Raw genomic sequence first — 14,201 nt, 5'->3', positions numbered from 1 at the left:
AAGCTATCCGCAATGCGTTCATATTGTTCTTTGGATATCTTCATAGGGCAAAGTTAACCCATGAAGAACGTTTTGACAATTAGTGTTAACAGGCCCTAAGGAAGCGCTGATTAATGAAGATTTTTGTTCTCTGCCAAGGAAGGCGAACTGCGGGCGAAGGGAGTATATTCAGACATATTCGACCGTCGCACGGAGTGAGCCTGACACAGGCAGAGGGCAAAAAGACCATTAATCAGTGCTTCCCTAAATTTTCCCCGAAGAACCCATCACATTGCGGATCTTGTGCGCCACCATATTCTTGACGGCCTCGCGGGCCGGGGCAAGGTAGGAGCGCGGGTCGAACTGTTCCGGGTGCTCGGCCAGGAACTGGCGGATGGAGGCGGTAAGCGCCAGGCGGATGTCCGTGTCCACATTGATCTTGCACACGCCCATGCCCGCGGCCTTGCGCAGCATGTCCTCCGGCACGCCCCTGGCGCCGCCCACCTGGCCGCCGTATTTGTTGCACAATTCCACGAATTCCTGGGGCACGCTGGAGGCCCCGTGCAGAACCAGGGGGTAGCCGGGCAGCCTGGCGCTGATGGCTTCCAGGCGCGGGAAGTCCAGTTTGGCCTCGCCCTTGAATTTGTAGGCCCCGTGGCTGGTGCCGATGGCCACGGCCAAGGAATCGCAGCCCGTGCGTTGCACGAAATCCACCGCCTGGTCCGGATCGGTGTAGACATGCTCGGCGGAACTGACGTGTTCCTCGACGCCGGCCAGCTTGCCCAGTTCAGCTTCCACCCAGACCCCCCTGGGGTGGGCATAGTCCGCCACCTGTTTGGTCAGGGCGATATTTTCCTCGTAGGGCAGGTGCGAACCGTCGATCATCACCGAAGTGAAGCCGCCGTCGATGCAGTCCTTGCACATCTCGAAGCTGGGGCCGTGGTCCAGATGCACCACCACGGGCACGGCGGGGTCTTCGATCAGGGCGGCCTCCACCAGTTTCATGATGTAGGTCTGACCGGCGTATTTGCGGGCTCCGGCGGAAACCTGGAGGATCACCGGGGATTTTTCCTCGGCGGCGGCCCGCATGATGCCCTGGACGATTTCCATATTGTTGACGTTGAACGCGCCCACGGCGTAGCGCCCGGCGTAGGCGGTGGCGAACATTTCTCTGGGACCCATAAGAGGCATGGCTTCCTCCTGTTCTGCTTGCGGTATGGGCCGGGGAAACATGGTCCCCGGCCTGGTAGTTGAGGTCTGACATATATCCCATATGCCGGAAAAGCGCAAAGGGAGAGAAGCTTTCCGATAGGGCGGCGGGCGCTGATCCGGCCGGGAGGGCCGGGCGGGATCAACATTGCGTGGCAAGGTGATTAACCACCTATAATTAAAATAATACTTTTAAAACAAAAAGGTTTCTTGCAATACTATAAAAATAAATATATTTATCCTGAATAAAATTTAATTTTTATAGTAAACCTATAAAATGGAGGCTGTATGTATCAGGATTTATGGACAAAAAAATCCGTGCCCGAATGTTTTTCCGTCGCGGTGGACCGCGATGCCGGGGGCAAAATCCTCCGCCGGGAGGAGCATTGGCCCGAGGGCGTGCGCTGCTTCCGCTACGCCTATGATGCGTCCGGTCATCTGCTCCGCGTGCATTGCGACGGCCGGGAGCAGGAGGCCTATGCCTATAATGGGGCCGGGCAGCGGGTGGAGGACGTGGCGAGGGGCACCCGCTATACGTATGACGCCGACGGGCGTCTCACGCATGCGGGCGCGCTGCGCATGGCCTATGACAAGGGCGGGCGGCTGGTCAGCCGGGCGCGTCAGGGCGCTGCCGCCGCGCGGGCGTTGCTTCCCCCGCTCTTGCGGGAAGCCCGGTCCGGTCGTCGCGAGGAGCGCGGCGGGGAAAGCGGGGTCATGGAATTCAGGTATGACGGCAACCGCCTCGCTGAAGTGCGCTTGCCGGACGGCGCGCTTCGATCCTATCATTATGAAGGAAACGCTCGTATGCCTTCGCGGGTTCTGGATGACGGCGAGCTGTGCCTGGCCTGGGAATGGAAGGGGCGGCAGACGCCGGTGCGTTGCGTGGACGCCCGAAGCGGGCTCGGCTATGACTGGGGCTACGAAGGGGGCGCGGAGCCCCTGCCCACGCATGTGGGCATTCAGGGCGAGGCCGTGCGGCGTCTGGGTATCGCGGGCGGTTCCTGGGGCACGGATAAGGACTATTTTTTACTGGGGCTGGACCAGGTGGGCTCGTTCCGCGCCCTGATCAACGGCGCGGGCGGCATCGTCAAGCGCGTGGACTATGACAGCTTCGGCAATGTGCTCTTCGACAGCCTGCCGGAATTGTACATCCCGCTGGGTTTCGGCGGAGGGATTGTGGACAAGGCTACGGGCCTGGTGCAGTTCGGTTGTCGGCACTATGATCCGGAGGTGGGCCGCTTCATCAGTCCTGACCCGGCCAAAGACCGGCGCGGCGACGGCGACCTCTACGACTATTGCGTGGACGATCCCGTGGGCAGGGTGGATCGGGACGGCCGTTTTTTCTTCCTGCCCCTGTTGGCGGGCATCGGCGGCGGCGCTGTCATGGGCCTGCTCGGTTCCTGGTTCGCCGCCAGGTCGGCGGACAACATGAAGGAAGAGCGGACTGGCAAAGTCTCCACCGCCGCGCGGGACGGCGTCGTTAAGGTGGCCCCGCTGGTGGGCATGACGGCGGCCACCGGCCTTGCCGCCGGGAACCTCGCCGCGTCCGCGCCGGAAGCCGCGCTTTCGGCCTGGGTGCGGCCGGGAGTCGTCGCTGGCGTTACGGATGCGGTGACAAGTTTTGTCCCAACGGGAACCCCTCCGGCAAACACTGTCGGAGGAGTTTTGGGGGCAGCAGTTCGAGAAGGCTATGATACTATGACCAGCGGCTCATTTTGGGGGCTAACAAAACAAAAATGCACTCCAGACACACAACCACGGGATATGTATGGACGTTTTTCTCATTGTGGGCATAATCTAAAATAATATATTTATACGGGAATGGTAATACCATTCCCGTATAAATATATTATTACAATACACAATGATAATTAGAAAAGGTTATAAAATGTTTAAGGATCAGCATGGATTTATAATTTTGGCGTTATCTTGTATAATTTGCAGTTTAATAATGATTAAAAGTGTGTTGAATGGGAATATATTATACTTCTCTCAAGGGAATTTGTTGGGAGGAGCAACTGTAAGAGGAGTTATTCCAGGATGGTCTAGCTATATTATGTTGTTTTTTGGTATTTTATTACTGAGTTCATCAGCTAGTATCGTTATTAAGAGGTATAAAGATATCATAGCTAAAAATAATACTTTGAAAAAAAGTATTTTATTGGAAATATTGAAAGTGGTGATTTTATATGTTGTATCTATTTCAACATTATTATTAATGCTATATTATCTTTATAGTATATAATTATATTGATAAATATAGTTGTAGATATTATAATCTAACTACTATTATTTTATGTTAAGCTCTCTTTGATGGCTTTCTGGAACGTTATATCATACAGGCGTTGGCGGCGCTGTCATGGCCTGCTCGGTTCCTGGTTCGCCGCCAACTCGGCGGACAATATGAAGGAAGGACTGACGGGCAAAGCCCCTACGCCCGCGCGGGACGGCGTCGCCAAGATGGCCCCGCTGGTGGGCATGACGGCGGCCACCGGCCTTGCCGCCGGGAACCTCGCCGCGTCCGCGCCGGAAGCTGCGCTTTCGGCCTGGGTGCGGCCGGGGCTGGGCATGGCGGCACTGGATACGGGGCTGGCCTTTTGTGAACCTAAATTGCCGCCGCCGAGTACGTTGCCGGGACAGATGACCTATTTGCTGAATAATGCTGGTGAGGTGAGAGAAAACGCCGCTGTCTTCAGCCGAGATGTTCTCAGGAGACCTGCCCCGAAAAATGAGAACTGTGGTCTTGACGGCGGAAAGTGTACGCCGGAAACGCAGCCACGCGATAGTAGCGGGCGCTTTGCTCACTGTAGTCACAGCAAATAGAAGAGAGTGCCGCCGAGAGGGAAGGGGCGTCGCCCCTTCCCCAAAAAAGGAAATATATGTTTGAAAATCCTGACTTTAAAGGCCAATACGCTGTGCTTGGGCTGGCAACATTACTCATAAAAATTGGATTATACAATATATGTGAAGGTGATATTTTTATTATAGCTATTTTCTGCGTCCCTGGAATTATTTTGGCTTGTATATCTGTATATATAATACTTAAAAGAATGATAATGCGTATAAAAAATAAAGAAGAAAAAGAATATATTATTATAATGCAGTCTATTTTATCATCTCTTATATTTATCATATTGATTACAATCTGTTTAGAGATATATCATAGATATAGTATATTCATGAGCAATTTGTTTTTCCCAGGAATCAAACATGATCAATCATAGCTATATATTTTTGCCGTTCAGCGACAAGCTCGGATGAAAACAGTGTCAAGCTGTACGATCATTGCGTGGACGACCCCGCAGATCCGCTCGGCTTCTGGCTCGCCGCCAACTCGGCGGACAATATGAAGGAAGGACTGCGGGCAAAGCCCCTACGGCCGCGCGGGACGGCGTTACCAACGTGGCCCCGCTGGTGGGCATGACGGCGGCCACCGCCTTGCCGCCGGGAACCTCGCCGCGTCCGCCCCATGCGCGGCGGCCTTATGCGCGGTGGAGATAACGAATACGGGTCGGTCCGGCCGATTCAGCCCAGCTCCATGCCTTCCAGTTCTTTCAGGCCCGCGTGATCCGTGAATTCAAAACAGAGCGGCGTCACGGTGATATAACCCCGGTTGAGCAAATCCTTGTCCGACCCGGCGTTGATGGTATGGGCCGGGATTTCGCCTTCCAGCCACCAGTAGGGCGCGCCGCGCGGATCAAAGCGCTCCAGATAGACGTTTTTCCAGACCGCGCTGGTCTGCGGGCAGGCGCGCAGGCCTTTGGCCTCATCCAGGGTTCCCGCCGGATAATTGAGGTTGATCACCCGGCGCGGGGCCAGGCGGGACCAGTCGATGCGTCCGGCCAGAGCCACGGCGTGGCGGGCCTGGGGCAGCAGATCCCCGTTGCCCAGATGGTCGTCATGGGAGACGGCCAGGCTGGGCAGATCCTCATGGGCCGCTTCCGTGGCCGCGCCCACCGTGCCGGAATAAAGGATGTCCGGCCCCACGTTGGGCCCGGCGTTGATGCCGGAAATCACCATGTCCGGCTTGCGCGGCAGCAGGCGGCCCAGGGCCAGCTTGACGCAGTCCGTGGGCGTGCCGTATATGCCCGTGCCCCTGAAGCCGGGCTCCTCGAATTCCATGGCCCGCAGGGGGTCGAAGACCGTGAGGGAATGTCCCACCCCGGATTGCTGGCGCATGGGGGCCACCACATGCACGCTGTGCCCGGCTTCCAGCAGGGCCGCGTACATGGCCCTGAGGCCCGGAGCCCGGATGCCGTCGTCGTTGGTCAGCAGAACGTCCATTTGACAATACCTCGGAAAGAAGGGAATCTGCGAAGACAGGGATTCCCGCGCCGCCGTGGCCCGCGCGGGAGAAAAGAGTCATTCAAAGCACGGGCGCTGCAGGCCGGAGCCCGGCCCCGGTCGCGCGCCGTAACGTGGACAATATATGGAAAAAGGTTCTTACGTCAAAGACATCGGCCCGGCCTCCGAGGCGCGCGGCCTGTTCGTGGTCAGTCAGGCGGCCCAGGGCCAGTCGCGCAACGGGCCCTACTGGCGGCTGACCCTGGCCGACGCCAGCGGCAGCCTGGAGGCCAAGATCTGGCATCCGCTCAGCGCGGAGTTCAGCGACATTCCCGTGGGTTCCGTGGTCTGGGCCGAAGGCCGCGCCGGTCTCTACCGGGATCAGATCCAGCTCACGGTGGAGCAGTTGCGCCCGCTCTCCGAAGAGGAGGGAGCGGCTGTGGACCAGGCCGAGCTGCTGCCCGCCAGCCCCTTTTCCCTGGACGAAATGCTGGACGAACTGCTGGCCCTCTGCAAGGAGGAATTCAGCCACGCGCCCTGGCGCAAGCTGGTGCTTGCCGTACTCAACAATCAGGAACTGCGCGCGTCCTTCCGGGTCTGCCCGGCGGCCAAGGGCGTGCACCACGCCTATGTGGGCGGCCTGCTGGAGCACACCTTGAGCGTGTTCAGGCTCTGCCGGCGCATTGCCGACCAGTATCCCGAGCTGGACCGCCAAGCCCTGCTGGCCGGGGCTCTGTTCCATGATTTCGGCAAAATCCGCGAATTTTCCGGCGGCCTGGCCAACGACTACACGGATGAAGGCCGCCTGCTGGGCCATCTCATGCTGGGCGTGGAAATGCTGGCCCCGTATCTGGCCAAATCCGGTCTGGACGAGGGGCTGCAACGCCATCTCAAGCATCTTATCCTGAGCCATCACGGCGAGCTGCAGTTCGGCGCGGTGCGCCAGCCGCACACCGCCGAGGCTTTGGCCCTGCATTATGCCGACAATCTGGACGCCAAAATGGCCCAGTGCCGGGGCCTGTTTGACCAGTTGGGCGGGGAAGGCCAGGACTGGACGCCCTGGCAGGCCACTCTGGGGCGGCCCCTGTACCGGGCCCCGCGCACCCCGGAAGCCTCGAAACCGGAGACTGCGGCTTCCGCCTCGTCCGCGGCAAAGGGCCGCAAAAAAGCGGTGAGGGAAGAATGTTTATCTCTTTTGAAGGTATAGAAGGCTCGGGCAAGTCCACAGCCCAGCGCCTGCTGGCCGAACACCTGCAAGGGCTCGGATACGATCCTCTGCTCACCCGCGAGCCGGGCGGCTGCGCTCTGGGCCGCAGCCTGCGTCCCATCCTGCTGGACGCGCGCACGCGCGGCCTTTCCAGCCGGGCCGAGCTCTATCTCTTCCTGGCGGACCGCGCCCAGCACGTGGCCGAGGTCATCCGCCCGGCCCTGGAGGCCGGGCAGGCCGTGCTCTGCGACCGTTACGCGGATTCCACCCTGGCTTACCAGGGCTATGGCCGTGGCCTGGACCCGGAACATTTGCGCCGCATCAACGCTATGGCGACCGGCGGCCTCATGCCGGACCTGACCCTGCTGCTGGACCTGCCCGTGCATTGCGGCCTGGAGAGGGCCGGTCTGCGCAACCGGGAAGAGGGCACCGTACTCTCCGAGGGCCGCTTCGACGCCGAAAGCCTGGAGTTTCATGAGCGTGTGCGCCAGGGTTACCGGAGCCTGGCCGCCGAGGAACCCGAGCGCTTTGCCATCATCGATGCGGCCCAACCGCCCGAAGATGTGGTGCTGCAATGCCTTTCGGCTGTGGAGGCCTCGTTGCGGCAGCGGGGCCGAGGACTGGACTGAATTTCTGTTCACGCGGAATCGGAAACATAAGGAGCCCGGCATGAGCGAAATATACACCATCCTCGCGGAGGGAAGCCGCCTGCGCTTTGAGCCGCGCCAGGACGACGCCCTGAACGATATTCCGGTTCCGGGCAAGCGGTCCGGCGGCTATGAGATCGTCAGCCGCATGGGCGATCCCGGCCTGCTGCACTGCGCGGTCTTCCGCCGCGGCGAGGGCAGCGGCGGCTGTTTTGCCCTGTACGACGGCAACGGCCCCTTGTTCGCCGCCGTGGCGGAAAGCAATCTGGCCTTCGGCCTGGGCCAGGGCTTTTTCGGCAAAATGGTTTCCGATGCCCGTTACGGGGCCGATATTTTCGAAAATATGGACGAGTCCGATGACTGAGCCCCTTGTGGCCGCCCGCCGTCTGGGGGTGGTCTTTTTTCCGGCTTTCGACTGGGCCATTTCCGCCACCCATCCGGAACGCGAGGAGCGCCTGCTCTATACCCGCGACCAGTTGCAGGAAGAGGGACTTTTCGACATTCCGGGCATCACCGAATACCGGCCTGCTTTTGCCGCCCACGCCCAACTGGCGCGCGCCCACTTCTGCCTGCCCTCGGTGGGCGCGGTGAGCACGGATTCCCACCTGGCGTCCGCCGGGGGCGCCATCGCCGCCGCGCGCCTGGTGCTGGAAAAAAAAGAGGACAAGGCCTTCGCCCTAGTGCGCCCGCCCGGGCATCACGCCATGCGCGTGGTCCACGGCAATCGCGGTTTCTGCAACATCAACAACGAAGCCGTGATGGTGGAGTACATCCGCGATCATTATCCCCATCCCGACGGTCGGCCCCTGCGCATCGCCATCGTGGACACGGACGTGCACCACGGCGACGGCACCCAGGATGTGTTCTGGAATGATCCGCACACCCTGTTCATCTCCCTGCATCAGGACGGCCGCACCCTTTACCCGGGCACCGGTTTTCCACAGGAATGCGGCGGCCCGGCGGCCTTGGGCAGGACCATCAATATTCCCCTGCCGCCGGAAACCTCGGACGAGGGCTACCTTTACGCCGTCGAGTATGCCGTGTTGCCCATTCTGGCCGAATTCAAGCCGGATCTGGTCATCAATTCCGCCGGACAGGACAATCACTTCACCGACCCGCTCGCAAATATGCGCCTGTCGGCCCAGGGTTACGCGGCCCTGAACAAGGCCCTGAATCCGGACATCGCCGTGCTGGAAGGCGGTTACGCCATCCGGGGCGCGCTGCCCTATGTCAATATGGGCATCTGTCTGGCTCTGGCCGGACTTTCGGCGGAAGACATCCGCGAGCCGGGCTGGACCCCGTCCTCCACCCGCCAGCGGCCCGAAGTGGGCCAGTATATCGCCAAGCTCTGCGACCAGATTGTGGAACTCTACCGACGGCCTCCGGCACAACCCGCCGAAGGCCGGGAGGAAGACGGCTGGTGGGTGCGGAGCAAGCATATTTTTTATGACACGGACATGCTGCGCGAAAGCCAGCGCGAGGCCTGGCGGCTCTGCGCGGACTGTTCCGGCTTGGGCCGCATTGAAACCAGCTCGGAACGGGTGGACCGTTCCCTTTGCCTGCTGATTCCGCGCCATGCCTGCCCGCGTTGCCGGGGCGAGGGCGCGGCCCTGGCGGAGCAGGCCCGCAAAAGCGGCCGTTACGCGCACGTGCTGGTGCTGGACGGGGATTGCGCGGACAAGGCCGCCGGGCGGGCGGAATAACGCGGGATGCCGTTATGCGGATACTGGACGGCCTGCATCGCCTGAAGATTGTTTTCAATGTCACCGAAGACATTGAACGCTCTGTGTATCTGTATCTCTTGCTGGGTGAAAAGGTGCATCTCATTGATACAGGCGTTGCCGGTTCGGAGGTGCGGATTGCTGAATATCTGGCCGCTCTGGGCAGAAACAGCAAGGAAATAGACAGCATATTCATAACCCATGCCCATCCCGATCATATCGGGAGTCTGTATGCCCTCAGGAAAGAATCAGACTGTACGATATATGCGCATGACAGTGAAAAAAGCTGGATTGAGGATATAGACGTCCAATATAAAGAGCGGCCCATACCGAATTTTTATGGCCTTGTCGCGGCATCCGCACCGGTGGATGTTACGGTTTCCGACGGCGACATCCTTTCGCCGGAACCGGGGATATCAATCAGGGTTATTGAAACAAGCGGCCACTCACAGGGGTCGCTGTCGTTCCACTGGCTTGAAAAACAAATTCTGTTTACCGGCGATGCCGTCCCTGTGGCGGGAGATATCCCGATCTTTAGCAACCTGCGTGATTCGATTGAATCTTTGAAAAAGATACGTTCGTTGCCTGCGGTGAAGTATTATGCCCCGGCATGGGACGAGGTATGCGACAGCGGCGACGGGAAAAGGAATCTCGACGCAGCGCTTGCCTGCCTGCAAGGAATCGCCGCTACGGTGAAAGACGTGTTGTCCAGAAATACGGACGCGAGCAGAGAGGAAATCCTCACTGCAACAGCGCTGGCTTTAAATTTGCGGCATCTCAGTAAGCATCCCCTGTTCAGAAAATCCATCGGCGGCGTCATTGATCAGGCTCTTCAGGGATGCTGATGTCGGCATTTTTTATTATTTCAGTAAAGATAGGCAACAGCGCGGGCAGAAGCCGCTATGCGGCAAAACAGCGGTTAGAAGACGGCTCTCTCCCGAAGAGTACAGGGCCATTGAGGGGCTTCGGCTGAGTTCGGTGTACGGCAGCGCTGTCATTGTCGGAAGCGAAGCGGCCTGACGAGGCCCGGCGTTCCGTTTTGCGGTCCGTCCGCGCGGGCCTTGACGGCGGCGGTGTTCCGGATCATAAGGACAAACGTCAAAACAGGTCCGCCGTCAGGGCGTGGCCGTTTTTTATCCAACTATACATGAGGGGAGTCCGCATGGCGAAAGTTCTGATCATCGGCGCGGGCGGCGTGGGCAGCGTGGTAGCCCACAAGTGCGCCCAGGCGGCCAAGGAAACCGGCGTGTTCGAGTGGATCACCCTGGCCAGCCGCACGCTGTCCCGCTGCACGGACGTGGCGCGCGGCGTCAAGGCCCGCACTGGCGTGGATATTGACACCGCCCAGGTGGACGCGGACAACGTGCCTGAACTCTGCCAACTGATCCGGCAGGTCAAGCCGGATCTGGTCTGCAATCTCGCCCTGCCGTATCAGGATCTGCACATTATGGACGCCTGCCTGGAATGCGGCGTGCACTATCTGGATACGGCCAATTACGAGCCCCTGGACACGGCCAAGTTTGAATACAAGTGGCAGTGGGCCTATGCCGACCGCTTCCGCGAAGCCGGGCTTACGGCCCTGCTGGGTTCGGGCTTTGATCCCGGCGTGACCAATGTTTTCGCGGCCTGGGCCCTGAAGCACGAGCTGGACGAAGTGCGCGTGCTGGATATTATCGACTGCAACGCCGGGGATCACGGCCAGCCCTTTGCCACCAATTTCAATCCGGAAATCAACATTCGCGAAGTCACGGCGCCGGGCCGCTATTGGGAGCGCGGCGAATGGGTGGAAACCGACCCCCTGGCCTGGTCCATGAACTACGACTTTCCGGACGGCATCGGCACAAAGAAATGTTACCTCATGTACCATGAGGAGCTGGAATCCCTGGTGCGGAACCTCAAGGGCATCCGCCGGGCGCGTTTCTGGATGACCTTTTCGGACAACTATCTCAACCACCTCAAGGTGCTCGGCAATGTGGGCATGACCCGCATCGACCCGGTGCGTTTCCAGGGGCGGGAGATCGTGCCCATTCAGTTCCTTTCGGCCCTGTTGCCGGACCCGTCCTCCCTGGGCCCGCTGACCAAGGGCAAGACCTGCATCGGCGACCTCATGCGCGGCGTCAAGGACGGCAAGGAAAAGACCGTCTACGTCTACAATATCTGCGACCACGAAGCCTGCTACGCCGAGGTGGGTTCCCAGGCCATTTCCTACACCACGGGCGTGCCCGCCATGATCGGCGCCAAGATGATCGTGGAAGGCAAGTGGCGCGAGCCCGGCGTCTGGAATATGGAGCAGTTTGATCCCGATCCCTTCATGGCGGATCTGAACGTCTACGGGTTGCCGTGGCAGTGTGTGGAGATGGAGTAGAGTTAGATACAGGCCGCCAGGGCGGCGCTTATATCCGGACCTGGAAGAGCGGGGCCTGGCGGGGTGCCCTTCGGGCACGGAGATTTCCCGCCTGCCGGCGTTTGGGCCGTCTGTTGTCGCTGTCGGTATCCGTGCGGCAAGCCGCAAATGGCTGCCGTTTTCTTCCGCGCCACGCAATTGCCATTGACGGATGTGCTTCGGGCTAGGCTCGGCTGATTGACTCGCGGCGATTTCGGGGCGCAGCGAGCGCCGCGAGCAAGACCCGCGGGACGCCGCGTCATCGCGTTACAATGTTCAGCGGGGCAGGGGCTCAAACGGCGGCAAGCCCCATACCCCTCGCCGTAACATCGCCGCGCGGCCGCATCACCCTAAAGGAACACACATGGACTGCCTGGACTTCCTTTTCTCGGACGAAACCTCCGTTCCTTCCCCCTGCTTCGTGCTGGACGAGGCACGCCTGGCGGCCAACGCCGCCATTCTGGGCGAGGTGCAGCGCCGCACCGGCGCGAGGATTCTGCTGGCCCTCAAGGGTTATGCGGCCTGGGGCACCTTTCCGCTGCTCTCGCGCACGGGCGCGGGGCCGCTCTGGGGCGTTTGCGCCAGTTCCGTGGACGAAGCGCGTCTGGGGCGGGAGGAATTCGGCGGTGAAGTGCACGCTTTCGCCGCCGCCTGGACTGAGGCGGAAATCGCCGAACTGCTGGATCTGGCGGACCATATTGTCTTTAATTCCCCGGCCCAGTGGCGGCAATTCCGGCCCGTCATCGAAGCGCACAACCGCGCGCGCCGCGCTGAAAATCCCATAGAATGCGGCCTGCGCCTCAACCCCGAGCATTCCGAGGGTGCTGTGCCCATCTATGATCCCTGTTCGCCGGGCTCGCGTCTGGGCATTCGCCAGCGTCATTTCGACCCCGCCGACCTGGAGGGCATTTCCGGCCTGCATTTTCATACTCTCTGCGAGCAGGGGGCCGACGCCCTGGCCCGTACCCTGGATGCCGTGGAGGAAAAATTCGGACCGTATCTGTCCGCTTGCCGCTGGATCAACATGGGCGGGGGGCATCACATTACCAAACCGGGCTACGATCTGGAACTGCTGTGCGCCTGCCTGACGCGCTGGCGTCAACGCTATGACGCCCGGATCTATCTGGAGCCGGGCGAGGCCGTGGCCCTTAACGCGGGCTGGCTCACAGCCACGGTGCTGGATGTGGTCATGGCCGACATGCCCGTGGCCGTGCTGGACGTTTCCGCCGCCTGCCACATGCCCGATGTGCTGGAGATGCCCTACAGGCCGGAGGTCTTTTACCGTCATGAGGGCGCCACCGCGCGCGCCGGGGCCGCCGGTGAGCGGGCCTGGACCTGCCGCCTGGCGGGCAAGTCCTGCCTGGCCGGAGACGTGATCGGCGAATACGGCTTTGCCGCGCCCCTGGAAGCCGGACAGCGTCTGGCGTTCGGAGACATGGCCATTTACAGCATGGTCAAAACCACGACTTTCAATGGCCTGCGTCTGCCGTCCATCGGCATCTGCAAGGCGGAGAACGCAGGTGGGGAAAACCGTTTTCGCCTGTTGCGCAGCTTCGGCTATGAGGATTTCAGAAACAGATTGTCCTGAAGCGGGTATCTCCTCGTGCGTTGAGGGCAGCTTAACAGGCGGCGTTCATGCCTCGCAGCCTCAGGATGTGAAACAGGCGGCCTTTGCAATAGCCTGCCCCCGTCAAGCGGACTGGTAAAAATCCTCCGTCTGATGTACCGCAAGCGGCCGGCTTTCCCCGGTCGAGTATCGGGAAAAGCCGGCCGAGTCTTTTTGAAACCGTTCCGCATTGCAGGAACGGATATACTCTTCAATCTGCATGCCGGTTCCGGCTTTGCCCAAGAGCGATTTCCCCATAAATGAGCCGGGGGCTTTCTTTCTCTGCTTGCCGGATGGGGCATGCCGCGCATGGGGGCCGTGACCGCGTCAGAACGCTGATGAAAGCGTTTTGGCGCACATGGCCAGGATCAGCAGGAAAACCAGATTGCGAAACAAGGCCGGCGGGCAGCGGGCCACAATCCTGCTGCCCAGCCAACTGAAGACGGCGATGACGGGGATCAGCTTCAGGGCGATGATGATCAGGTCGGGCGGCAGCATGCCGTTCAGGGAAAAGCCGACGGCTCTGACGAAATTGCTGATCAGGATCAACGCGCAGCAGGTGGCGACGAAAACCCGGCTCTCCAGTTTGAGATGCACCATGCTGAAAGCGTAGAACACGCTGCCTGCATTGACGACGTTGAACAGCCCCCCCAGAAAGGAAGCCAGATATGCGGGCATGGCTGTTGCCGCGAATGAGGCCGGCAGACGAGAGGTCAGATACCGCGGGCCCCGGAAGGGCAAGAGGTTGCTCAGAGCATAGATCACGCCAATGATGCCGATCAATATTTTCAGGATGTTGGCGGGCAGATGCGGCACGGCCAGGCTGCCGCACAACACGCCGATGACGGAAAACCCCGTCATGGCCGTCAGCACAGGGGGGCCGATCCAGCGTTTCCAGTGGCAACCGACAGCCATGATGTCCATGATGAGCAAGAGCGGCGCGGTGGCGGCCAGGGCTTTGAACGGGTCGAAGATCAGGCTCAGGGCCGGGAGCAGAAAAAGCCCGGTGCCGATGCCCGCCCCGCTTTTCAGGAAGGCGGCGAAGGCCGTGCTGACAAGTAAAATTGTCAATTCCGCGGTTGTCATACATCCCTCAGGGGCGGTGCGGCCCCGGCAAACAAAAGGGCCCGGTGGAGCCTTGCATGCTCCACCGGGCCGGGGGACG

Annotated in this window: 14 protein-coding genes; 11 read left to right on the top strand and 3 right to left on the bottom strand. The window is 60.2% G+C overall.

Annotated features, from left to right (window positions below):
* Positions 1–243 precede the first annotated feature (243 nt).
* The gene (gene fba, locus KH208_RS08945) at positions 244–1,170 is read right to left on the bottom strand and encodes a class II fructose-1,6-bisphosphate aldolase (protein ID WP_291435608.1); all 927 of its coding nucleotides are present in this window, start codon (positions 1,168–1,170) and stop codon (positions 244–246) included.
* A gap of 306 nt (positions 1,171–1,476) precedes the next feature.
* Between fba and KH208_RS08940 the strand changes: the two genes are divergently transcribed.
* The 4 genes from KH208_RS08940 (at position 1,477) to KH208_RS08925 (ending at position 4,412) form a co-directional block, all read left to right on the top strand.
* Complete coding sequence (locus KH208_RS08940) at positions 1,477–2,994, top strand: RHS repeat-associated core domain-containing protein (protein ID WP_291435607.1); 1,518 nt, start codon at positions 1,477–1,479, stop codon at positions 2,992–2,994.
* Positions 2,995–3,076: 82 nt separating this feature from the next.
* On the top strand, positions 3,077–3,433 hold the full coding sequence (locus KH208_RS08935; protein WP_291435606.1) for a hypothetical protein: 357 nt from the start codon (positions 3,077–3,079) through the stop codon (positions 3,431–3,433).
* A gap of 158 nt (positions 3,434–3,591) precedes the next feature.
* A complete protein-coding gene (locus tag KH208_RS08930) occupies positions 3,592–4,011 on the top strand; it encodes a hypothetical protein (RefSeq protein ID WP_291435605.1) in 420 nt (139 codons plus the stop codon).
* Positions 4,012–4,067: 56 nt separating this feature from the next.
* Positions 4,068–4,412 carry a hypothetical protein gene (locus tag KH208_RS08925; RefSeq protein WP_291435603.1) on the top strand — a complete coding sequence of 115 codons (345 nt, stop codon included), beginning with the start codon at positions 4,068–4,070 and terminating at the stop codon, positions 4,410–4,412.
* Positions 4,413–4,713: 301 nt separating this feature from the next.
* Here KH208_RS08925 and surE read toward each other — a convergent pair whose 3' ends face one another.
* Complete coding sequence (gene surE / locus KH208_RS08920) at positions 4,714–5,472, bottom strand: 5'/3'-nucleotidase SurE (RefSeq protein WP_062254300.1); 759 nt, start codon at positions 5,470–5,472, stop codon at positions 4,714–4,716.
* Positions 5,473–5,617: 145 nt separating this feature from the next.
* On the opposite strand from surE, the gene KH208_RS08915 reads away from it, so the two are divergent.
* The 7 genes from KH208_RS08915 to nspC all read left to right on the top strand — a co-directional run bounded on the left by KH208_RS08915 (position 5,618) and on the right by nspC (position 13,018).
* On the top strand, positions 5,618–6,679 hold the full coding sequence (locus tag KH208_RS08915) for an HD domain-containing protein (RefSeq protein WP_291435600.1): 1,062 nt from the start codon (positions 5,618–5,620) through the stop codon (positions 6,677–6,679).
* Positions 6,655–7,308 carry a dTMP kinase gene (tmk, locus tag KH208_RS08910; protein WP_291435598.1) on the top strand — a complete coding sequence of 218 codons (654 nt, stop codon included), beginning with the start codon at positions 6,655–6,657 and terminating at the stop codon, positions 7,306–7,308. Before KH208_RS08915 ends, tmk begins: the two co-directional genes overlap by 25 nt.
* Positions 7,309–7,348: 40 nt before the next feature.
* Positions 7,349–7,690 (top strand): hypothetical protein, encoded by a 342-nt coding sequence (locus tag KH208_RS08905; protein WP_291435596.1) that lies wholly within the window; start codon positions 7,349–7,351, stop codon positions 7,688–7,690.
* Positions 7,683–9,029, top strand: a complete 1,347-nt coding sequence (locus KH208_RS08900) for a histone deacetylase (RefSeq protein ID WP_291435594.1) — start codon at positions 7,683–7,685, stop codon at positions 9,027–9,029. Before KH208_RS08905 ends, KH208_RS08900 begins: the two co-directional genes overlap by 8 nt.
* Before the next feature lie 14 nt (positions 9,030–9,043).
* Positions 9,044–9,892: an MBL fold metallo-hydrolase gene (locus tag KH208_RS08895; protein ID WP_291435592.1), complete on the top strand. Its 849-nt coding sequence runs from the start codon at positions 9,044–9,046 to the stop codon at positions 9,890–9,892.
* Positions 9,893–10,209: 317 nt separating this feature from the next.
* The gene (locus tag KH208_RS08890) at positions 10,210–11,412 is read left to right on the top strand and encodes a saccharopine dehydrogenase family protein (protein WP_291435591.1); all 1,203 of its coding nucleotides are present in this window, start codon (positions 10,210–10,212) and stop codon (positions 11,410–11,412) included.
* Between the two features lie 382 nt (positions 11,413–11,794).
* Positions 11,795–13,018, top strand: coding sequence for a carboxynorspermidine decarboxylase (gene nspC, locus KH208_RS08885; protein ID WP_291435589.1), 1,224 nt, complete (start codon positions 11,795–11,797; stop codon positions 13,016–13,018).
* Between the two features lie 345 nt (positions 13,019–13,363).
* Here the strand turns inward: nspC and KH208_RS08880 are convergent, their stop codons facing one another.
* Positions 13,364–14,122 carry a sulfite exporter TauE/SafE family protein gene (locus KH208_RS08880; RefSeq protein WP_291435587.1) on the bottom strand — a complete coding sequence of 253 codons (759 nt, stop codon included), beginning with the start codon at positions 14,120–14,122 and terminating at the stop codon, positions 13,364–13,366.
* Positions 14,123–14,201: the final 79 nt, after the last annotated feature.

The organism is Desulfovibrio sp., from assembly GCF_018379785.1.
Taxonomy (GTDB): Bacteria; Desulfobacterota; Desulfovibrionia; order Desulfovibrionales; family Desulfovibrionaceae; genus Desulfovibrio.
Note: the sequence above shows the minus strand (reverse complement) of the source record. Positions and strands in the feature narration are given on the sequence as shown.